Genomic DNA, 21,791 nt, shown 5'->3' with positions numbered 1-21,791 from the left:
AGCACTTGTTGGCGCGCGGGTCCGCCGACACCACATGACTCAGAGATGGGCATGCTATGGAATGGCTGGGTCTGCATTTCCTCACCGAGCTTCCAGATAGCGGGCAAGTGGTTCTGCAATGCAGTCACAACCCGGTCCTGGTGCTGCTGGCTTATATAGTGGCCTGTGCCGCCAGCTTCGCGACACTGGATATGGCCGAACGTGTCAGCCACGTCGAACAAGCCACCCATCAACGCCTGTGGCGCTGGGTCGGTGTCTGCTGTCTGGCCGGCGGTATCTGGGCCATGCACTTCATCGCCATGCTGGCGCTCGAAGTGCCCCTGGAGATCCAGTACGACCTGCCACTGACCCTGGTTTCCCTGCTCCTCGCCCTGATCGCCGCCTGGCTGGCAATGAACACCTTGAGCCATATCGAGCTGCCGCTCTGGCGCTATGGCGTGGCTTCGGTGTGGATTGGCCTGGGCATCTGCTGCATGCATTACGTGGGCATGGCCGCTATGCGCTCCAGTGCCAGCCTGTACTACGAACCAATGCTCATGGGGCTGTCGCTGCTGGTGGCAATCGGCGGCAGCCTGGCCGCGCTGCTGCTATCCCGGCACTTGCGTGATGGCAGCGGGATGTTCCATCAACTGCTCAAGTACGCCATCAGCCTGGTGCTGGGTGGCGCCATCGTGCTGATGCATTTCACCGGCATCTGGTCCATGACCCTGGTGCTGCCCGCAGGCAGCCTGCCGACCTCAGTGGCACCCAACGGCCACATGCAACTGGGCCTGACCCTCAGCGTGATCACGCTCCTGATCATCGCCAGCGGTATCAGTGCGGCCCTGGCGGACAAGAAGCTGCAACACAAGGAGCGGGACCTGCGTCGGGTCAACACCTTGCTCTCGCAACTGGACCAGGCCCGGGTCTCGCTGCAGCAGGTGGCTCATTACGATGCCCTGACCAACCTGATCAACCGCCGTGGCTTCAACCAGCTGTTCGCGGAAAAACTCATGGAGAAAAACACCTTCGGCGGCATGCTGGCGGTGATGTTCCTCGACATCGACCACTTCAAGCGAATCAACGACAGCCTCGGCCACGATGCCGGCGACGAGTTGCTCAAGGTCATCGCCGGGCATATCAAGAGTTCCACCCGCAGCCATGAAGACGTGGTGGCACGCCTGGGTGGCGATGAATTCTGCATTCTCATCAACCTCCATGAGCGAGATGAGGCGCGGCTCATGGCCCAGCGCATCATGCAGAAGATGAAGGAACCGATCGAACTGGGGGGCCGGCGCATGGTGATGACCACCAGCATCGGCATCAGTGTCTTCCCTGACGACGGCAAGACCTGCGAGGAACTGCTGAAGAACGCCGACCTGGCGCTCTATCAGTCCAAGGGTGCCGGGCGCAACAGCCTGCACTTCTTCAGTTCCGGCCTGAAGACCCGCGCCACCCTGGAACTGCAACTGGAAGAAGAGCTGCGCAATGCCCTGCGCGACGATCAAGGGCTGCTGCTGTATTACCAGCCGATCTACGACCTCAAGCTCGGCAGGGTCACCAAGCTCGAAGCCCTGGTCCGCTGGCAACATCCGCAGCATGGATTGCTGTTACCGGATCGCTTCATCGACATTGCCGAAACCAACGGCATGATCGCCGAGCTGGACAACTGGGTATTGCGCAAGGCTTGCGAGGACCTGGCCTACCTGTCCCAAAACGGCAGTGGCGAGTTGAAGATCGCAGTCAACTGCTCGGCCCTGAACCTGACCCGTGACACCCTGGCCGAGGAAATCGCGGCCGCCCTGCGTGACGCCCAGGTAGCCCCGCAACGCCTGGAACTGGAGGTCACGGAAAACGCCCTGATGGGCAACATCGCCAGTACCCTGGCCCTGCTCCAGCAGATCCGTGACCTGGGCGTATCCCTGTCGATCGACGACTTCGGCACCGGTTACTCATCCCTGGCCTACCTCAAGCGCCTGCCGCTCAATACCCTGAAGATCGATCGATCGTTCATCCAGGACATCCCCAAGTCGACCCAGGACAGGGAAATAGTCCAGGCAATCATCGTCATGGCCCACACCCTGCACCTGCAGGTGGTCACCGAAGGGGTCGAGACCCTGGAGCAGCAGCAGTTCCTCGAACACTACGGCTGCGACTACCTGCAGGGCTACCTGCTCAGTCGCCCGGTGCCGCTGCAGGACCTGGGTCGGGTACTGGATGAACTGAACCAGCGCCACGACAGGCTCAATCTGCGGATGCCGGGTCTCGATAGAGGCGAACCAGGGTCGCCGGGTCCTGCTCCAGATAGCCCTGACCACCATGCAGACGCATCAACTGTGCAGCTAATCCGCTGATCGGCGTAGCCGAACCCTGCTCCCGGGAAAACTTCACCGCACCGTCCAGATCCTTGAGCAGGGTCCGCACATGCCACTTCACCGGTTCGAAACGGCTCTCAGCCATCTGCGGGGCCAGGATCTGCAGCGGCTTGGAGTCAGCGAAACCGCCGGCCAGGGCCTCGGCAATCAACCGTGCATCCACGCCGGAACGCTCCGCCAGGGCCACCACTTCGGCAATCACCAGGGCATTGCAGGCGACAATCATCTGGTTGCAGGCCTTGGTGACCTGGCCTGCCCCCACAGCCCCCATGTGCGTGACCCGCTGCCCCAGGGCCAGCAACACTGGGCGGACCCGTTCGATATCCGCCGCCTCACCGCCCACCATGATCGCCAGGCTGCCGGACTCGGCACCGGGGGTTCCACCGGAAACCGGGGCATCGACCCAGGCCATGCCGGTGTCGCGAGCCAGCATCGCGGCCATCTCCCGGGTGGCGGTGGGTTCCAGGCTGGACAGGTCCAGCAGCAGTTGCCCGGCCCGGGCGCCCTGGGCGATGCCATCGGCAGCAAACACCACCTGGCGCACCACGTCAGTGTTGGCCAGGCACAGCAGCACCAGATCCGCGTGCTCGCACAGCTGCGCGGGTGTGGCCACTTGTCGCGCCCCGGCGGCCACCAGGGGCGCGCACTTCTGCGGATTGCGGTTCCACACCGTCAGCGGATAGCCCGCAGCCAGCAGGCGCCGGCACATGGGCAGCCCCATCAGGCCGATCCCGGCAAACCCGAGTGAAGGTAACGCTGACATCATATTGCCCCCATTTGATTAAAGATCATCGAATACTGGCCGATTCATCATGATTCAGGAAAGGATTCCCCCGAGCGACGCTCAGTAAATACCCTGACGCCTTGGGCAAAATTCGCGCTCCACGCAGCGGCGAGGTCCCATTCCGTGATGGTTCGCTGACACCTCGTCTCGAGCCAACCAGACCAGGCATATGGCGCACAATGACTTCTAAAAACAATCCTGCCAACGCAGTCTCCGAGATGACGCTGACCTCCCCCACATCAAGCCACTCAGATACGAAGCCATTGTCCAGTTCACGCCCCCTGTCGACCCAGCAGTACCTGTATTTCACCGAAACCAACACCGACCGCATCCTCGATAACCTCGATGGCCTGCGCGACTCCGTGTTCCCGCGCCCGCCGCACCTGGAAGACGAGCAGGAAAATCGCCGTGACCAGGAATTCCCGTCGGTGTGCCTGATCGGCCTGGGCCGCTGCGGCTCCAACATCGCCCTGGATGTGGCGGAGCTGGTGTACAACGCCCGCAAGTTCTACCTCAACGAATTCAATAACGAAGACAAGGCCTACGAAGGCGGCTACAGCCCCGGCCAGTGGATCCGCCAGAACCTGCGCCTGGGCCAGAGCAAGGCCAGCAAGCCGGTGTTCCTGGTGGAGCCCCTGGTTATGCTCGGTGACCTGGACAAGGACATCGCCGGGCGCATCCGCTTCTCGCGCAAGGGCGAAAAGAGCGGCTTCATCCGCGACTACAGCAAGATGAAGATCATGGACCTCTCGGAAGTCCACGCCGGTGGCGCCGGTAACGCGCCGATCCTCGGCCAGTACCTGGCCAAGATCATCCTCAACAAGGACACCCAGCGCTTCTCCAGCCCTGACTGGAAAATGATCCACTCGTACCTGATCGATTCCTGCGGGATCAAGGCCAACCAGTCGCGCCTGTACTTCTCGATCTTCAGTGCTGGTGGCGGTACCGGCTCGGGCATGGCCTCGGAATTCGGCCTGGCCCAGCAGTACTCGTACATGAACAAGACCTTCGACACCAAGCCGATGGACGAGCACGACAGCAAGAGCGGGCACTCCTTCGTCTTCGAGCCGATCTTCACCAGCGGCATCTGCGTGCTGCCGAACATCTCGGACCATCGCAGCGAAATGTCCGAGGCGCTGCACATCAACGCCGGCCGCCTGCTGTGCAAATACCTTTCGGAAGAGTGGGACTTCTCCTACAACTTCGACAATGAAGACAGCAGCGAAGCCAGCGTCATGGGGCGGATCCGCCCCTGGAACGCGATGATGCTGATCTCCAACGACATCATGCGCTACGCCGAAGAAAGCGATGACGGCAACATCCAGAACATTGACGTCAACGCCATGGAGAAGCACGCCAACCAGTACATCTCCCAGCAGATCTTCAACATCCTCACTGCCCAGGCAGTGACCACCGACTACGACCAGAACTACTTCCGTCGCGCCGGCATCGACATCGGCGAGACCATCCGCCTGGACGCCAACGACCTGTTCATGAGCCTGGCCGGCCCGGTGGCGATCGCCTACGCCGAATCCGTGGTGCCGGAGCAGCCGGTACCCAGCGGCGACAAGTTCAAGGTGTTCGAGAAAGAGCCGCAGCGCCTGAACATCGACGACCTGTTCTTCCGCTCCATCGACCTGCCGCACTTCAACAAGGTGACCCAGGCCATTGAAGGCATCAGCCTGCTGCCCATCGAGTCCAAGCGCTATCGTGCGGCCCTGGAGCAGTACAAGGCCTCGGGGTATGACGCCGCGGCGCTGCACGACCTGCATTTCTTCAAGAACTGCTCGTCGGTGGTATCGATTGTGTCCCTGCCCAAGGACTACAAGCTGTCCTACATGGACCTGAACCGGCTCAAGACTCACCTCAACAGCCTGTTCCCCAACACCACCCTCAAGCGCTACGCGCTGGTGATCGGCGCCTCGGCCAACCTGTCGCTGACTACCCTGATCGCCAAGAGCCCGTGCCTGTCGGATGACTTCCTGACCCTGATCGTGGCCTTTATCAAGCGTTGCTTTGCGCGCAATCCGTACCGCTTCGACGACACCCTGGACAACTCGGTGCTGGATTTCATCGTCAGCGAGCAATTCGACGAAGACCGCATCGACGATCTGCTCAACGAATTCGAGAACCCGGCGAAGATCCTCGATACCAACTGGTACGCGATCAAGCCGATGTACGAGAAGAAGTACCGCGAGCTGATCAACGACAAGGACAAGTTCGTCTCGATCAACGACATCCGCCTGTCCCGGGATTGCGTGAAGAAGGCCATCAAGTACCTGCGCGAGATCTACCGTCACCGCATCGGCAAGACCCGGGTCATCTCCCTCAATAGCCACACCGGCAAGACCGCCTATTAAGAAGGGCTTCGCCAGCGAGCCGGCTCCTACACAGCAGGGAAAAAACCTGCTGCCCTGTAGGGGCGGCCGGGCGGCGTTCCGCTCGCCGGCCAATGGTCGATTTGTTCACACCACGAAACAATTAAGCAGCTCGTCGGACCGACTTGAAACTGTGCCCCTTCCGTGAACGTCACCCTGGCTGAAATCCCTGTGGGGCCTTTCTCCACGGCAAGATGCCATCACTGGACTCACGGTTACTCGGCTACACACTTTTGTCCGACAAAATAGCGCACCAGATTGGCGCGCACCTTCAGCGCGACGCCCTCTCCTGGGTCAGAATCCAGGGCGAGACCACCACGGCCCACAGCTGCGGATCACGCTCCAACAGATCGGACGCCCGCGTCGCAGACAGCTTTTCAACCTTCCCTTCGGCCAGCCAGGCCGCGACTTTTTGTGCCTGATTCTCCGCTACCGCCTGGGCCGCCTCGATCAGATCCAGGTCGGCGTCGACCCACAATAGGGCACCCTTGGCAAAGAACGGCTCCAGTTCCTTCCAGCTGATAGATGCGGTCTCACCAAGCAGCTTGGCATAGAGGGTGCTAGGTTCTTGAGTCATGGGACTGTCCAGAAATGAAATCGGCGCAATCATAACGTCGGTGCTCTGGCAGAAAAACCCAGAAGCAAATGCATCACCGATCGAGAAGCTCAGAAGCGCCAGGGACTGACGCCGAACCGGGCGCAAGCCACGCCGCAAATCTGTCTTTTTCTTTCGATTAAGCGACACCCCGCGTTTTTGCCCCCAGCCGCCAGCTTTTCAAGCGAACAACCGGCGCTCTACACTGTACCGGTACAGTTGCCAGGGGCACTTCCGACGGATATTCGCGATATATCTGATTCGGTTCTGCGACCAAGGCCGCCGGAACTATAAAAATTACAACAGTAAGAGTGGAGCACTATGAATAAGGCTACTAAGCAGATTACCAAACTGTTTGCCGCTATGGTCCTGGCCGGTGTTGCCAGCCATTCGTTCGCAGCTGACACCATCAAGATCGGTATCGCCGGCCCCAAGACCGGCCCGGTAGCCCAGTACGGCGACATGCAGTTCAGTGGCGCGAAAATGGCCATCGAACAGATCAACGCCAAGGGCGGCGTCAACGGCAAGAAGCTCGAAGCCGTTGAATACGATGACGCCTGTGATCCAAAACAAGCCGTGGCGGTGGCCAACAAAGTGGTCAACGATGGCGTCAAGTTCGTGGTCGGCCACCTGTGCTCCAGCTCCACTCAACCCGCTTCCGACATCTACGAAGATGAAGGCGTGATCATGATCACCCCGGCAGCCACCAGCCCGGACATCACCGCCCGTGGTTACAAAATGGTGTTCCGCACCATCGGCCTGGACAGCGCCCAGGGCCCTGCCGCCGGTAACTACATCGCCGACCACGTGAAGCCAAAAGTCGTTGCTGTACTCCACGACAAACAGCAGTACGGTGAAGGCATCGCCAGCGCCGTGAAGCAGACCCTGGAGAAGAAAGGCACCAAGGTGGCCGTGTTCGAAGGCATCAACGCCGGCGACAAGGACTTCTCTTCGCTGATCGCCAAGCTCAAGCAAGCCAACGTCGACTTCGTCTACTACGGCGGCTACCACCCAGAGCTGGGCCTGATCCTGCGTCAATCCCAGGAAAAGGGCCTGAAGGCCAAGTTCATGGGTCCGGAAGGCGTGGGTAACGACTCCATCTCGCAGATCGCCAAGGACGCGTCCGAAGGCCTGCTGGTGACCCTGCCCAAATCCTTCGACCAGGACCCGGCCAACGTCGCCCTGGCTGACGCATTCAAGGCCAAGAAAGAAGACCCGAGCGGTCCTTTCGTATTCCCCTCCTACTCCGCGGTTGAAGTGATCGCTGGCGCCATCACCAACGCCAAGAGCGAAGACGCGGCCAAGGTGGCTGAAGCCATCCACGCCGGGACCTTCAAGACCCCGACCGGTGACTTGAGCTTCGACGCCAAGGGCGACTTGAAAGACTTCAAATTCGTGGTCTACGAGTGGCACTTCGGCAAACCTAAAACCGAAGTCTCTCCTCAGTAAGGCGCGCCCTGACTGACTGCCAATAAAGCCCACGGCTCGCCGTGGGCTTTGTTTTACGAATGTATGGGCCTGTGTTCCGTGATCCGGAATCCCGCCCACCTGAAAATCTCAAAACCGTCATCAGCGGTTCGCTGGCAAAACCCAGCCCGAAGTGGGTGCAGATCCACGGGGCCTGGGCGGGAAAATGACTCCACCAGTGAAATGCGTATCAGGTTTTTAGGAGCGTTGTAATGCCTGACCTCTATCACTTTTTCCAACAGCTGGTTAACGGTCTCACCGTTGGCAGCACGTATGCCCTGATCGCCATCGGCTATACGATGGTTTACGGCATCATTGGAATGATCAACTTCGCCCACGGCGAGGTGTACATGATCGGCTCCTATGTGGCGTTCATCGCCATCGCCGGGCTGGCCATGATGGGACTCGACAGCGTGCCGCTGTTGATGACCGCAGCCTTTATCGCGAGCATCGTCGTCACCAGTGCCTACGGCTACAGCATCGAACGGATCGCCTACCGCCCCTTGCGGGGCAGTAACCGCCTGATCCCGCTGATCTCGGCCATCGGCATGTCGATCTTCCTGCAGAACACCGTTCTGCTGGCGCAAGACTCCAAGGACAAATCCATTCCCAACCTGATCCCGGGCAATTTCTCCATCGGGCCAGGTGGCGCACATGAAGTGCTGATTTCCTACATGCAGATCGTGGTGTTCGTGGTGACCCTGGTGGCCATGCTCGGTCTGACGCTGTTCATCTCCCGTTCTCGTCTGGGTCGCGCCTGCCGTGCCTGTGCCGAAGACATCAAGATGGCCAACCTCCTGGGGATCAATACCAACAACATCATCGCCCTGACCTTCGTGATCGGCGCCGCACTGGCGGCCATCGCCGCCGTGCTGCTGAGCATGCAATACGGTGTGATCAACCCCAACGCCGGTTTCCTGGTGGGCCTCAAGGCCTTCACCGCAGCGGTCTTGGGCGGCATCGGCAGTATCCCGGGCGCGATGCTCGGCGGGCTGGTGCTGGGGGTGGCCGAAGCCTTTGGCGCCGACGTGTTCGGCGACCAGTACAAGGACGTCGTGGCGTTCGGCCTGTTGGTTCTGGTGCTGTTGTTCCGTCCGACCGGCATTCTGGGCCGTCCGGAGGTTGAGAAAGTATGACTAGGAATCTTAAATCGGCGCTGTTCAGCGCCTTGCTGGTCTGGGCCGTCGCCTACCCGGTACTGGGCCTGAAACTGACCATCGTCGGCATCAACCTGGAAGTCCACAACACCAGCCCGACCATCCTGGCCACCATCGCGGTGTGCTCGGTGCTGATGTTCCTGCGGGTGCTGTTCCATAGCCAGATCAGCGCCGCCTGGAAGTCTTCTCCCAGCATGCCGCTGATTCCGGCCAAGGCCAGCAACTTCCTGACCCTGCCGGGCACCCAGCGCTGGATCATCCTGGCATTGATCGTCGTTGCCCTGGTCTGGCCATTCTTTGGCTCCCGCGGTGCGGTGGACATTGCCACGCTGATCCTGATCTACGTGATGCTGGGCCTGGGCCTGAACATCGTCGTCGGTCTGGCCGGCCTGCTGGACCTGGGTTACGTGGGGTTCTATGCCGTCGGTGCCTACAGCTACGCGCTGCTCTCGCACTACTTCGGCCTGAGCTTCTGGATCTGCCTGCCGATCGCCGGGATGATGGCGGCCACCTTCGGCTTCCTGCTGGGCTTCCCGGTGCTGCGCCTGCGCGGTGACTACCTGGCGATCGTGACCCTGGGCTTTGGCGAGATCATCCGTCTGCTGCTACGCAACATGACCGATCTCACTGGCGGCCCGAACGGCATCAGCAACATCGACAAGCCGACCTTCTTCGGCCTGACCTTCGAGCGCAAGGCAGCAGAAGGCATGCAGACCTTCCATGAGTTCTTCGGCCTGCAATACAACTCGATCAACAAGGTGATCTTCCTCTACCTGGTGGCCCTGCTGCTGGCGCTGGCGGCGCTGTTCGTCATCAACCGCCTGCTGCGCATGCCCATCGGCCGTGCCTGGGAAGCGCTGCGTGAAGACGAGATTGCCTGCCGCGCGCTGGGCCTGAACCCCACCGTGATCAAGCTCTCGGCCTTTACCCTGGGCGCCGCGTTCGCCGGTTTCGCCGGCAGCTTCTTCGCCGCGCGCCAAGGCCTGGTGACCCCGGAGTCCTTCACCTTCATCGAGTCGGCGATCATCCTCGCCATCGTCGTGCTGGGTGGCATGGGCTCGCAGCTGGGTGTGATCCTGGCGGCGATCGTGATGATCCTCTTGCCTGAAATGATGCGTGAATTCAGCGAATACCGGATGTTGATGTTCGGCGCCATGATGGTGCTGATGATGATCTGGCGTCCTCAAGGTCTGCTGCCCATGCAACGTCCTCACATGGAGCTGCGCAAATGAGCCGTGAGATCCTCAAAGTAACCGGCCTGTCGATGCGCTTCGGCGGCCTGCTGGCGGTCAACGGCGTGGCCCTGACCGTCAAGGAAAAACAAGTGGTGGCATTGATCGGCCCGAACGGCGCCGGCAAGACCACGGTGTTCAATTGCCTGACCGGTTTCTACCAGCCAAGCGCCGGCAGTATCCTCCTGGACGGTGAGCCGATCGAAGGCCTGCCGGGCCACCAGATCGCCCGCAAGGGTGTGGTGCGAACCTTCCAGAACGTGCGCCTGTTCAAGGACATGACCGCGGTCGAGAACCTGTTGATCGCCCAGCACCGTCACCTGAACACCAACTTCCTGGCCGGTCTGTTCAAGACCCCAGCGTTCCGCAAGAGCGAGCGCGAGGCCATGGAGTACGCCGGCTACTGGCTGGACAAGGTCAACCTGCGGGAATTCGCCAACCGTCCCGCCGGCACCCTGGCCTACGGTCAGCAACGGCGTCTGGAAATCGCCCGCTGCATGATGACCCGCCCGCGGATCCTCATGCTCGACGAGCCGGCCGCCGGCCTCAACCCCAAGGAAACCGAGGACCTCAAGGGGCTGATCAGCGTGTTGCGTGAGGAGCACAACGTCACCGTGCTGCTGATCGAGCACGACATGAAGCTGGTCATGAGCATTTCCGACCACATCGTGGTGATCAACCAGGGCACGCCCCTGGCCGACGGCACGCCGGAACAGATCCGCGACAATCCCGAAGTGATCAAAGCCTACCTGGGGGAAGCGTAAATGCTGCAGTTCGAAAACGTTTCCACCTACTACGGCAAGATCCAGGCGTTGCACAGCGTCAACGTCGAGATCCGCCAGGGCGAAATCGTCACCCTGATCGGCGCCAACGGCGCCGGCAAATCCACCCTGCTGATGACCCTCTGCGGCTCGCCACAGGCCCACAGCGGCAGCATCCGTTACCTGGGTGAAGAGCTGGTGGGGCAAAGCTCGGCGCAGATCATGCGCAAGAGCATTGCCGTGGTGCCGGAAGGCCGCCGGGTGTTCGCCCGCCTGACCGTGGAAGAAAACCTCGCCATGGGCGGTTTCTTCACCGACAAGGGCGACTATCAGGAGCAGATGGACAAGGTCCTGGAGCTGTTTCCACGGCTCAAGGAGCGCTTCACCCAGCGCGGCGGCACCATGTCCGGCGGCGAGCAGCAGATGCTCGCCATCGGCCGGGCGCTGATGAGCAAGCCCAAGCTGTTGCTCCTGGACGAACCGTCCCTGGGCCTGGCGCCGATCATCATTCAGCAGATCTTCGACATCATCGAACAGCTGCGCCGCGACGGCGTGACGGTGTTCCTGGTGGAGCAGAACGCCAACCAGGCGCTGAAAATCGCCGACCGCGCCTATGTGCTGGAAAACGGCCGGGTGGTGATGCAAGGCACCGGCGAAGCGCTGCTGACCGATCCGAAGGTGCGCGAAGCCTATCTGGGCGGCTAAACACCTGCGTCACAAAAAACGGCCCTTCGGGGCCGTTTTTTTTATTCCGGGATAAAAAACTGTCCCGGGCTGTAACGAATGCCAATGAGCCTTCTCTAGAGGGGTAAGCAAGCACAAATGCTTCCTTACCCAACCGATCTGGAGAAACATCATGAGCACCACTCGCACCCTGTCCGCCACCGCCCTGGTCCTGGCCCTGGGCTCCGCCCTGAGCATCGCTGCCGTCTCCACCACCGCGCAAGCCGCCGACGACATGGAGAAATGCTTCGGCGTGGCCATGAAGGGCAAGAACGACTGCGCCGCGGGCGCCGGCACCAGCTGCGCCGGCACCTCCAAGGTCAACGACCAGGCCAACGCCTGGAAACTGGTGCCCAAGGGCACTTGCGAAAAAACCGCCAGCAGCACCTCGCCCACCGGTTTCGGCCAGCTCGAAGCCTTCAAAGCCAAGTCCTGATCCTGCGCCAGCCTGAGTGTCGATGATGAACACAGCCTTGATCCCACGTCCCCGCCACGACATTCAGGCGTCCACCCCGAGCCTGCCGCCCTGTGCAGGCCTGGGGCTCAAGAGCCAACACTTCAAGGACGTCCTCGAACAGCGTCCCGACATTGGCTTTTTCGAGGTGCATGCCGAGAACTACATGGTGGCGGGCGGGCCCTTCCATCATTACCTGGGCCTGATTCGCCAGGAGTATCCGCTGTCGCTGCACGGTGTCGGTCTGTCCATTGGCGGCGAAGGCCCCCTGGACAGCGAGCATCTGCGGCGTCTGGCGGTCTTGATCGAGCGCTATCAACCCCAGTCCTTTTCCGAACACCTGGCCTGGTCCAGCCACGGCCCGGTGTTTCTCAACGACCTGCTGCCCCTGGCCTACGATGTGCCGACCCTGCAGCGGGTCTGCGACCACATCGACCAACTGCAGAATCATCTGGGGCGAACCATGCTGCTGGAAAACCCCTCTACCTACCTGCAGTTCCAACGCTCGACCCTGGACGAGACGGACTTCATCCGCGAAGTGATCCAGCGCAGCGGTTGCGGCCTGCTGCTGGACGTCAACAACCTCTACGTGTCCTGCATCAACCACCAGCGCGATCCCCTGGCCTATCTGCAGGCACTGCCGCTGCAGGCCGTGGGCGAGATCCATCTGGCCGGGTTCGCCGAAGACCGGGACAACCTCGGCGACCGCCTGTTGATCGACGACCACGGCGCCCCGGTAGACCGGGAAGTCTGGGCCCTGTACCAACAGGTGCTGGGGCGGATCGGCCCCATGGCCACCCTGATCGAACGGGACAATCAGGTGCCGAGCCTGACCACGCTGCTGGGGGAGGCCGCTCAGGCCCAGGCGCTGTTACACCAGGCGCGGGTGCAGCCATGAGCAACCACGCCCTCTTTGCCCAGGCGCTACTGAGCGCCGAATCCATCTGCCCGGAGGGGCTTTGCAGCAGCAACGGCGCCGATCCGGCCAGTCGCTTCGCGGTCTATCGCAACAACGTGCAAGGCTCGCTGATCAACGCCCTGGCGGAGGCCTACCCAGTGCTGGCGCAACTGGTGGGGCAGACATTCTTCAACGCCATGGCCCGTCTGTATGTGCAGGATTTCCCTCCACACAGCCCGCTGCTCAACGACTACGGCCAGGACCTGGCGGACTTCATCCAGGGTTTCGCTCCGGCGGCGGCCCTGCCCTATCTGGCCGATATGGCGCGCCTGGAACGGCTGCGGGTCGAGGCTTATCACGCCGCCGACGCCGAGCCTCTGCAACCGGCCCAACTGCTGGCGGCGATGAACCAGCCCGATCGCCTCGGCCAGCTCTGCCTGCAGTTGCATCCGTCACTGCGCACCCTGCACTCGGCGTTCGCCGTCGTCAGCCTGTGGGCCGCTCACCAGAGCGACGCTGCCTGGCCGGCGTTCGACCTGCACCAGAGCCAGCACGCCCTGGTGCTGCGCAATGCCCTGGAAGTGCGGGTGATCGCACTGGACGCCGGCAGCGCCACCTTCATCGACAGCCTGCGCCACCACTGGCCGCTGGAAATCGCCGCCGCTTATGCCCTGGACGCCCAGGCCGACTTCGACCTGGGCCAGTGCCTGGGCCTGCTGCTGGCCCACGGCGCCCTCATCGACCTGCAACCTCACCAAAAGGCTTGACCATGAACACCCAGACACCTGCCCCCGTTAGCGGACTGCTGCACCGAATCATTCAAGGGTTCGAGCGTATTCCCTACAGCCTGATCGCCTTTATCGCGCGCTTTTCCATCGCCGCGGTATTCTGGAAATCCGGCCAGACCAAGGTCGAGGGACTGGCCATCGACCTGGTCGATGGCACCTTCGAACTGGGCTGGCCGCGTTTGGCGGACTCCACCATTCCCCTGTTCCAGAGCGAATACCACGTACCCCTGCTGAGCCCGGAAGTGGCGGCGCACCTGGCGGCCTTTGCCGAGCACTTTTTCCCGGTGTTGATTCTGCTGGGCCTGGCCACGCGCTTTTCCGCACTGGCGCTGCTGGGGATGACCCTGACCATCCAGCTTTTCGTCTACCCCGACGCCTACCCGACCCACGGCACCTGGGCGGCGATCTTGCTGCTGTTGATGGCCCGTGGCCCGGGCATGTTTTCCCTCGACCACCTGCTGGCCCGGCATTTTCACCACCGTCCTCTGCAGCCGCTGCCGCAGGCTGCGAAAAGGGCCACAGCCCCTTGAACCGATTCAAGTTCGCACCCCACTGGCCGCGGCTACAGACGATCCAGCGCCTCACCGCTGCGGCGGAACCAGTCCATCAGGTAATCGGCCAGCACCTGGGTGCGCCTGGGTAGGCCGCCCTGATAGGGATGCACCAGGTACATCGGCATGCTGCGGGTCTGGTAGTCCCGCAACAGCCAGCGCAAGCGGCCATCGGCCAGCTCGCTGTGCAGCATGTAGGAAGGCAGCCGGGCAATTCCCGCCCCCACCAGGGCGGCCTTCTTCAGCAAGTTGTAGTGATTGCTGGAAAAAGGACCGCTGACCCGCACCCGCAGCAGTTCGTGACGCTGGTGATAGAGCCACTCTTCCCGCCCGCTGTAGTGGCTGTTGAGCAGGCAGCGATGCTCGGCCAGCTCCGCGGGAGTCTGCGGCTCGCCGTATTGCTCCAGATAGGCCGGGCTGGCGCAGGTCATCTCATGCCAGGCCAGCAGCGGCCGGGCGACCAGGCGCTGATCGTTGGCCACTTCCGAGCGCACCGCCAGATCAAACCCCTCCCGAGCCAGGTCGCGGTAGCTGTTGTTCAGGTCCAGCTCGATCTGCACCTGGGGATAGTGCCGGGAGAACTCCAGCAGCAGGCCGTCGAAAAAGGTTTCGCCCAAGGACACCGGCACCGTCAGGCGCACCGGACCGGCCATGTCGTCCTTGAGCCGCGCCAGGGCCTGATGCGCTCGCTCGACTTGAGCCACCAGCGCCTGGGCCTGAGGCAAAAGTGCCGCGCCGGCGGCGGTCAGGTCCAGGCGCCGAGTAGTGCGTTGCAATAGCACCACGGCGAACTTGGCTTCCAGAGCACTGATGCGCTTGGACAGCTGGCCCTTGCTGCACCCCAGTTGCTGGGCCGCCAGGGTAAAGCTGCCCGCCTCCACCAACACTGCAAACGCCACCAGATCATCCATCTCGCTCATGGATTGTTTCCATTTGAAAACCAAAGGTTGCCTATTAGCGCGTTAATCCATGGAAAAAACCACTCTAGACTGCAACCTCCCCCCCTTTTCGAGGAACAGCCCATGAAGATTCTCTTGATCGGTGCCAACGGCACCATTGGCTCGGCGGTAGACCGGGAACTGTCCCAGCGCCACGAAGTGATCCGTATCGGCCGCACCAGCGGTGACTTCCAGGTGGATATCAGTGATGCCCAGTCGATCCGCGCACTGTTCGAAAAGACCGGTCGCTTCGATGCGCTGGTCTGTGCCGCAGGCAACGTCACTTTCGCCCCCTTGGCAGAAATGACCGCCGAACACTTCAGCCTGGGCCTGCACGACAAACTGATGGGCCAGGTCAACCTGCTGCTGATCGGCCGCGAATACGCCAACGACGGTGCGTCCTTCACCTTCACCACCGGCGTGCTGAGCCACGACCCGATCCGCAGCGGCGCTTCGGCCGCCCTGGTCAACGGCGCCATCGACAGCTTCGTGCGGGCCGCCGCCATCGAGCTGCCCCGGGGCCTGCGAGTCAACTCCATCAGCCCCAACGTGCTGCAGGAAGCCATGGGCAGCTATGCCCCGTACTTTCGCGGCTTCAAGCCGGTGCCGGCGGCCGACGTGGCCCTGGCCTACGCCAAGAGCGTGGAAGGCCTGCAGACCGGCCAGACCTACCACGTCGGCTGATCCGGCTTGTGTAGGAGCTGGTTTGTGTAGGAGCTGGCTTGCCAGCGAAGGCGTCCTCCCGAATCACACAAGGCTCCAGGGCCTCTTCGCCGGCAAGCCGGCTCCTGCGGTTGATGGCGCTGCTGCGTTCAATCCGGGGTTGTGGTGACCGGGCGGGCTGCGTAACGTGTCGGCTTCCGCTTGGAGGCCCCATGATGCGCACCGCCCGTTCACTGCTTTGCTTCGCCTTGTTACCGCTGTTTGCCGGCTGTCAGATGTTGCCGATGTTCAACTCACAACCCGAGGCGCCCTCCATGGCCGGGCTGACCCGGATGCAGGGTGAACTCAGCGCGGCAGACGGCAAGTTGCTGTTCAAGCCCTGCGCCGAAGATCGCCGTTATGTGGTCAGCGATGGCGGCGACACCAGCGTGCTGCAAGAGGCCGCTACCCTGGCTGAAAAACAGGGCAAGCTGTTCGCCGACCTGCGAGGCAAGTTTTCCGCCAGCGGCAGCAGCGACGGGCAGCTGGACCTGCGCCAGCTGTATCGCATCGAAGGTTCCGGCAATGCCTGCAACGACCCGAATTTCCAGCGTCTGATCCTGCGGGCCGGCGGCAAGAATCCGGCCTGGAATGTCGATGTCAGTGCCAAGGGCATGATGATCGAGCGCGCCGGCCAGCCAAACCTGGCCCTGCCGTATCTGGAAGAGCAACTGGGCGACGGCCGTTTCAACCTCAGCAGCGAAGCCAATCACCAGCGCGTGGAGCTTTGGGTCGCACCGCAACGCTGCGTCGACCCCGTTACCGGCAGCGTCCAGCACCTGAGCGCCGAGCTGCGGGTGGATGGTCAGGTGCAGCGCGGTTGCGGCTATTTCGGCGGCTCGCGCAACGACTGATTCGACGAGCAGCGGTTTTAGCCTCACGGCGACGGTGGATTGCGGCTTATAATCGCCGGTTTGTGCAAAGCAAGCCGGCGCACTGTTGCGCACCGCCTACCCGGATCCTGTCATGTTACGAATCACCGAACTCAAGTTGCCGATCGACCATCCCGATGAAGACCTGCGCGCCGCTATCGTGCAGCGCCTGGGGATCGCCAGCGATGACCTGCTCGATTTCACCTTGTTCAAACGCAGCTACGATGCGCGCAAGAAATCTTCCGAGCTGTGCTTCATCTACACCATCGACCTCAACGTGCGCGACGAAGCGGCGCTGCTGCTCAAGTTCGCCGACGACCGTAACGTCAACCCGGCGCCGGATGTCAGCTACAAGGTGGTGGGCCAGGCCCCGGCAGACCTGAGCGAGCGACCGATCGTGGTGGGTTTCGGCCCTTGCGGCATCTTTGCCGGCCTGTTGCTGGCACAGATGGGCTTCAAGCCGATCGTCCTCGAGCGCGGCAAGGAAGTGCGCCAGCGCACCAAGGACACCTGGGGCCTGTGGCGCAAAAGCGTGCTCAACCCCGAGTCCAACGTGCAGTTCGGCGAAGGCGGCGCCGGGACCTTCTCCGACGGCAAGCTCTACAGCCAGATCAAGGACCCGCAGCACCACGGTCGCAAGGTGCTCCACGAGTTCGTCAAGGCTGGTGCGCCAGACGAGATTCTCTACGTCAGCAAGCCGCACATCGGCACCTTCCGCCTCACTGGCGTGGTGGAAAACATGCGCCAGCAGATCATCGCCCTGGGCGGTGAAGTGCGCTTCGAGCAGCGGGTCACCGACGTGCTGATCGAAGACGGTCAATTGCAGGGCGTGGAACTGGCCAGCGGTGAACAACTGCATTCCCGGCACGTGATCCTGGCCCTGGGCCACAGCGCCCGCGACACCTTCCGCATGCTCCACAGTCGGGGCGTGTACATGGAAGCCAAGCCGTTCTCGGTGGGTTTCCGCATCGAACACCCGCAATCGCTGATCGACAGCGCGCGCCTGGGCAAGTACGCCGGCCACCCGAAACTCGGCGCCGCCGACTACAAGCTGGTGCACCACGCCAAGAACGGCCGTTCGGTCTACAGCTTCTGCATGTGCCCGGGCGGCACCGTGGTTGCCGCCACCTCTGAGCCAAACCGGGTGGTGACCAACGGCATGAGCCAGTACTCGCGCAACGAGCGCAATGCAAACTCCGGAATCGTGGTGGGCATTACCCCGGAAGTGGATTACCCGGGCGGCCCGCTGGCCGGCATCGAATTGCAGGAACGCCTGGAGTCCCACGCCTTCGTCCTGGGTGGCAGCAACTACCAGGCCCCGGCGCAGCTGGTGGGCGATTTCATTGCTGGCAAGCCGACTACCGCCCTGGGCAGCGTCGAGCCCTCCTACAAGCCCGGCGTGAACCTGGGTGACCTGGCCCTGGCGTTGCCGGACTTCGCCATCGAGGCCATTCGTGAGGCGCTGCCGGCCTTTGAACGGCAGATCAAGGGCTACTCGCTGCACGACGCGGTGCTGACCGGCATCGAAACCCGCACTTCATCGCCACTGCGCATTACCCGTGACGCCTCGATGCAGAGCCTGAATGTGAAGGGTCTGTACCCCGCTGGCGAAGGCGCCGGTTATGCCGGGGGAATTCTTTCCGCCGGTGTGGACGGGATTCGTATTGCCGAAGCCGTGGCCCGCGACATCCTCGGCATTCAGGCCTGACGCACCGACCCTTTCGCCGGTAAGCCGGCTCCTACCGCCTGCCGTAGGAGCTGGCTCGCCAGCGAAGATGTCATCCAGAACAGTGCAAGGCTCAAGGGCCTCTTCGCCGGCAAGCCGGCTCCTACGACAGGTTCAGATGCCGGCACGCAATACGCTAGCCGGGAGTGCCTCGCCACGCTCGACGCTGGCCGCTACCGCATCGATCAAGGCATCCAACTCATACCCCTGCTCCGCCAGCCACTGCTCATCGTAGTAAGTGGTCGCATAGCGCTCGCCACCGTCACAGAGAATCGCCACGATCGACCCCGTCTCACCCGCGGCGGCCATCTGCTGCGCGGCCATCAGTGCGCCAATCAGGTTGGTGCCGCTGGAGCCGCCAACCCGTCGGCCAAGGCGCTGGGCCAGGTAATGCATGGCCGCCAGGGACAAGGCATCCGGCACCTTGACCATGGCGTCGATCACTTTGGGCAGGAACGAAGCTTCGACCCGCGGCCGGCCGATGCCTTCGATCCGCGAACCGCAGTCCAAACGCAAACTAGCATCGCCGCTCAGGTAGTAGTCGAAGAACACCGAACGCTCGGCGTCGGCACACAACACCCGGGTGCCGTGCTGGCGATAACGCACGTAGCGACCCAGAGTCGCGGTAGTGCCGCCGGTACCAGGGCTGGAGATCAGCCAGCTGGGCTCGGGATAACGCTCGAAGCGCAGCTGCTGGAAGATCGACTCGGCAATGTTGTTGTTGGCCCGCCAGTCGGTGGCCCGCTCGGCGTAGGTGAATTGATCCATGAAGTGGCCGCCACTCTCCCGGGCCAGGCGCTCGGATTCGGCATAGATCTGCGTCGGGTCCTGCACCAGATGGCTCTTGCCACCATAGAAGGCGATCTGCGCGATCTTTTCCTGGGAGGTGGTGGCTGGCATCACGGCAATGAAAGGCAATCCCAGGAGACGGGCGAAATAAGCCTCGGAAATCGCCGTGGAGCCACTGGAGGCCTCGATCACTGGCGCACCGGGCTTGAGCCAGCCGTTACACAGGGCATAAAGAAACAGCGAGCGAGCCAGGCGGTGCTTGAGACTGCCGGTGGGATGGCTGGATTCATCCTTGAAATACAATTCAATGCCCGGCAGTCCCGGCAAAGGCAGCGGAATCAGGTGGGTGTCGGCGCTGCGCTGGAAGTCGGCTTCGATGATGCGGATGGCCTCACGGGCCCACTGGCGATTGTCACTCATGTTCTATTCTCGTCAGATCGAACGCCGTACCGGCGCAAGAAGATGAAATGCACCCGGCGAAGATGATCCGGGTTCGTGGCTGACTGGCGTTTTCCCGGGAAAAACAGCTCGGAACGGCCCTGAAAAGACATGTTATGAAATAACTTTCGGACCTTACAGGTACAGCTGGGAAGCAATTGGAAACACAACTGCAAAAGCGCATTTTCAAGCAGGCCCTTTAGCCTCTGCATATAACAAAAAAGAATATAATTTTTGTTTTAACAACTATCTGTACGGGTTAGGGTGTGCCACCTTTTTTAGATTTAGATGGAGAGCGACCTTGCCTCTGCGTAGCACTTTCACTCGTTTCTTTGCCATGGAAGCTGCCAGCGGTCTGTTATTGATCGCCGCTGCCATCCTGGCTCTCATCATCAACAACTCGCCACTGTCCTGGCTGTACAACGGCCTGCTGGAAACCCCGGTGGTGGCCCAGATCGGCGCCTTGAAGATCGCCAAACCGCTGTTGCTGTGGATCAACGACGGTCTGATGGCGCTGTTCTTCCTGCTGATCGGCCTTGAGGTCAAGCGCGAAGTCCTGGAAGGGCAACTGTCCAAGCCTTCGCAAATCGTCCTGCCGGGCATGGCGGCCATTGGCGGCATGCTGGTCCCGGCGCTGATCTACTGGTTTCTCAACCGGGACAATCCGGCGGCACTCAATGGCTGGGCGATTCCCACCGCCACCGACATCGCCTTCGCCCTGGGGGTCCTGGCCCTGCTGGGCAAGCGGGTGCCGACATCGCTGAAACTGTTCCTCATGACCCTGGCGATCATCGATGACCTGGGGGCCATCGTGATCATCGCGATCTTCTATTCCGGCGCCCTGTCGACCCTGTCACTGATGCTGGCGGCCGCCTGTATTGCCGCCCTGGTGGCGATGAACCGCATGGGGGTGGTGAAACTCGGGCCGTACATGATCATCGGCCTGATTCTCTGGGTTTGCGTGCTCAAGAGTGGTGTCCACGCCACCCTGGCCGGCGTGACCCTGGCCTTCTGCATTCCCTTGCGTACCCGTAATGCCGAACCCTCGCCCTCGCTGGCCCTGGAACATGCGCTGCATCCCTGGGTGGCGTTCGGCATCCTGCCACTGTTCGCCTTCGCCAACGCCGGCCTGTCCCTGAGCGGCGTGACCCTTGAGAGCTTCACCCACCATGTCCCCATGGGCATCGCCATCGGCCTGTTGCTGGGCAAGACCATCGGTGTGTTCGGCCTCAGCTGGTTGGCGGTCAAAGCCGGACTTACGGCCTTGCCTGCCGGCGCCAACTGGGGCCAGATCCTCGGGGTGGCAATTCTCTGCGGCATCGGCTTCACCATGAGCCTGTTCGTCGGCTCCCTGGCCTTCGTGCCCGGTAGCAGCGAATACGCCGGCATGGATCGCATGGGGATTCTCACCGGCTCGTTGCTGGCCGCACTGATTGGCTATGCGGTTACCGCCGCCGCCAGCCGCAAGAACACGGCGCTGGCCTCCTGATCCACACCGATCCGACCGCCTGAAAACACAAAACCCCGACCAGTTGCCTGGCCGGGGTTTTGTTTTGTAGCAGAAATATCAGCGGGTAACGCGGCTGGTACCGTTGACGCTCATGATGCGTACGCGATCGCCAACCCGGAACACTTCGTTTTCCTGCACCTGCTGCACATAGGCACGCATGCTGCCGTCGTCTTCACGCACGGTGATTTCGACGCCCTGGGTACGGGTCAGGCCTTCTTCAGTGGCCGACCCCAACAGACCGCCAGCTACCGCACCGATCACAGCGGTGACGATGCTGCCACGGCCGCCGCCGATGGCGCTGCCACCCACGCCACCAATCACAGCGCCAGCAGCGCCGCCGATGGGGGTCTTGGTGCCTTCGATTTTCACCGGACGCAGGGACTCGATGGTGCCCATACGCACGGTTTGCACACGACGTGCTTCATCACGGGAGTAGGAGTCACCGGTCAGGTTAGAGGCACAACCGCCGAGCAACATTGCCATCGTGGTGAAAGACGCAACCAGCAAAACAGACTTACGCATAGGATCAACTCCAAAGGACAGATAGCCATTAGACTCCGCAGCTTGACGCCTGTCACGGCACCGCCCGGATAAAATTGGTTTCATTCAGCCAAAGTACAGACTGCAAAAAAGCCAAACCGTCTCAATACGGTAACGCCGATTTCCAGCATAGC

At 61.8% G+C, this 21,791-nt stretch carries 20 protein-coding genes; 15 read left to right on the top strand and 5 right to left on the bottom strand.

What is annotated here, in order from left to right:
- The first annotated feature begins 56 nt into the window (after nt 1-56).
- Entirely contained in the window at nt 57-2,333 is a 2,277-nt protein-coding gene (locus LOY69_RS06570; protein WP_265074283.1) for a putative bifunctional diguanylate cyclase/phosphodiesterase, read from the top strand.
- Here LOY69_RS06570 and LOY69_RS06565 read toward each other — a convergent pair.
- A complete protein-coding gene (locus LOY69_RS06565) occupies nt 2,224-3,120 on the bottom strand; it encodes an NAD(P)-dependent oxidoreductase (protein WP_110595002.1) in 897 nt (298 codons plus the stop codon). The two genes, LOY69_RS06570 and LOY69_RS06565, sit on opposite strands and share 110 nt — an antisense overlap.
- Nucleotides 3,121-3,317: 197 nt before the next feature.
- On the opposite strand from LOY69_RS06565, the gene LOY69_RS06560 reads away from it, so the two are divergent.
- Nucleotides 3,318-5,498: a hypothetical protein gene (locus tag LOY69_RS06560; protein WP_102878634.1), complete on the top strand. Its 2,181-nt coding sequence runs from the start codon at nt 3,318-3,320 to the stop codon at nt 5,496-5,498.
- Between the two features lie 289 nt (nt 5,499-5,787).
- Here LOY69_RS06560 and LOY69_RS06555 read toward each other — a convergent pair whose 3' ends face one another.
- Nucleotides 5,788-6,093: a DUF2288 domain-containing protein gene (locus tag LOY69_RS06555; RefSeq protein ID WP_102878633.1), complete on the bottom strand. Its 306-nt coding sequence runs from the start codon at nt 6,091-6,093 to the stop codon at nt 5,788-5,790.
- 339 nt (nt 6,094-6,432) lie between these two features.
- Between LOY69_RS06555 and LOY69_RS06550 the strand changes: the two genes are divergently transcribed.
- From LOY69_RS06550 to LOY69_RS06510, 9 genes are all read left to right on the top strand, one after another.
- Nucleotides 6,433-7,560 carry a branched-chain amino acid ABC transporter substrate-binding protein gene (locus LOY69_RS06550; RefSeq protein WP_265074282.1) on the top strand — a complete coding sequence of 376 codons (1,128 nt, stop codon included), beginning with the start codon at nt 6,433-6,435 and terminating at the stop codon, nt 7,558-7,560.
- Nucleotides 7,561-7,790: 230 nt separating this feature from the next.
- Nucleotides 7,791-8,714, top strand: coding sequence for a high-affinity branched-chain amino acid ABC transporter permease LivH (livH, locus tag LOY69_RS06545; protein ID WP_102861478.1), 924 nt, complete (start codon nt 7,791-7,793; stop codon nt 8,712-8,714).
- Nucleotides 8,711-9,967 (top strand): high-affinity branched-chain amino acid ABC transporter permease LivM, encoded by a 1,257-nt coding sequence (locus tag LOY69_RS06540; protein WP_102861477.1) that lies wholly within the window; start codon nt 8,711-8,713, stop codon nt 9,965-9,967. Before livH ends, LOY69_RS06540 begins: the two co-directional genes overlap by 4 nt.
- Nucleotides 9,964-10,731: a high-affinity branched-chain amino acid ABC transporter ATP-binding protein LivG gene (gene livG, locus LOY69_RS06535; protein ID WP_265074281.1), complete on the top strand. Its 768-nt coding sequence runs from the start codon at nt 9,964-9,966 to the stop codon at nt 10,729-10,731. The genes LOY69_RS06540 and livG overlap by 4 nt, the downstream gene beginning before the upstream one ends.
- Nucleotides 10,732-11,433 (top strand): ABC transporter ATP-binding protein, encoded by a 702-nt coding sequence (locus tag LOY69_RS06530; RefSeq protein ID WP_025127774.1) that lies wholly within the window; start codon nt 10,732-10,734, stop codon nt 11,431-11,433.
- A gap of 151 nt (nt 11,434-11,584) precedes the next feature.
- Nucleotides 11,585-11,887 (top strand): DUF2282 domain-containing protein, encoded by a 303-nt coding sequence (locus LOY69_RS06525; protein WP_222933713.1) that lies wholly within the window; start codon nt 11,585-11,587, stop codon nt 11,885-11,887.
- A 22-nt stretch (nt 11,888-11,909) separates the two neighbouring features.
- Complete coding sequence (locus LOY69_RS06520; protein ID WP_373634151.1) at nt 11,910-12,803, top strand: DUF692 domain-containing protein; 894 nt, start codon at nt 11,910-11,912, stop codon at nt 12,801-12,803.
- On the top strand, nt 12,800-13,570 hold the full coding sequence (locus LOY69_RS06515) for a DNA-binding domain-containing protein (RefSeq protein WP_102878630.1): 771 nt from the start codon (nt 12,800-12,802) through the stop codon (nt 13,568-13,570). Before LOY69_RS06520 ends, LOY69_RS06515 begins: the two co-directional genes overlap by 4 nt.
- 2 nt (nt 13,571-13,572) lie before the next feature.
- Entirely contained in the window at nt 13,573-14,121 is a 549-nt protein-coding gene (locus tag LOY69_RS06510; protein WP_265074280.1) for a DoxX family protein, read from the top strand.
- A 32-nt stretch (nt 14,122-14,153) separates the two neighbouring features.
- On the opposite strand, the gene LOY69_RS06505 is transcribed toward LOY69_RS06510, so the two are convergent.
- Complete coding sequence (locus LOY69_RS06505) at nt 14,154-15,062, bottom strand: LysR family transcriptional regulator (protein ID WP_265074279.1); 909 nt, start codon at nt 15,060-15,062, stop codon at nt 14,154-14,156.
- Nucleotides 15,063-15,164: 102 nt separating this feature from the next.
- On the opposite strand from LOY69_RS06505, the gene LOY69_RS06500 reads away from it, so the two are divergent.
- From LOY69_RS06500 to LOY69_RS06490, 3 genes are all read left to right on the top strand, one after another.
- Nucleotides 15,165-15,764, top strand: coding sequence for a short chain dehydrogenase (locus LOY69_RS06500; protein ID WP_102878627.1), 600 nt, complete (start codon nt 15,165-15,167; stop codon nt 15,762-15,764).
- Nucleotides 15,765-15,958: 194 nt separating this feature from the next.
- The gene (locus tag LOY69_RS06495) at nt 15,959-16,636 is read left to right on the top strand and encodes a COG3650 family protein (RefSeq protein ID WP_181430784.1); all 678 of its coding nucleotides are present in this window, start codon (nt 15,959-15,961) and stop codon (nt 16,634-16,636) included.
- Between the two features lie 112 nt (nt 16,637-16,748).
- Nucleotides 16,749-18,362 carry an NAD(P)/FAD-dependent oxidoreductase gene (locus LOY69_RS06490; protein WP_110651847.1) on the top strand — a complete coding sequence of 538 codons (1,614 nt, stop codon included), beginning with the start codon at nt 16,749-16,751 and terminating at the stop codon, nt 18,360-18,362.
- A gap of 132 nt (nt 18,363-18,494) precedes the next feature.
- Here the strand turns inward: LOY69_RS06490 and LOY69_RS06485 are convergent, their stop codons facing one another.
- Nucleotides 18,495-19,589 (bottom strand): PLP-dependent cysteine synthase family protein, encoded by a 1,095-nt coding sequence (locus LOY69_RS06485; protein WP_102878624.1) that lies wholly within the window; start codon nt 19,587-19,589, stop codon nt 18,495-18,497.
- A 319-nt stretch (nt 19,590-19,908) separates the two neighbouring features.
- On the opposite strand from LOY69_RS06485, the gene nhaA reads away from it, so the two are divergent.
- Nucleotides 19,909-21,096 (top strand): Na+/H+ antiporter NhaA, encoded by a 1,188-nt coding sequence (gene nhaA / locus LOY69_RS06480; protein ID WP_102878623.1) that lies wholly within the window; start codon nt 19,909-19,911, stop codon nt 21,094-21,096.
- 78 nt (nt 21,097-21,174) lie between these two features.
- Here the strand turns inward: nhaA and LOY69_RS06475 are convergent, their stop codons facing one another.
- The gene (locus tag LOY69_RS06475) at nt 21,175-21,639 is read right to left on the bottom strand and encodes a glycine zipper 2TM domain-containing protein (protein WP_025127763.1); all 465 of its coding nucleotides are present in this window, start codon (nt 21,637-21,639) and stop codon (nt 21,175-21,177) included.
- Nucleotides 21,640-21,791 lie beyond the last annotated feature (152 nt).

Origin of the sequence: Pseudomonas sp. B21-059 (genome assembly GCF_026016285.1) — a bacterium.
In the GTDB taxonomy this organism is placed as follows: Bacteria; Pseudomonadota; Gammaproteobacteria; order Pseudomonadales; family Pseudomonadaceae; genus Aquipseudomonas; species Aquipseudomonas danubii.
Note: the sequence above shows the minus strand (reverse complement) of the source record. Positions and strands in the feature narration are given on the sequence as shown.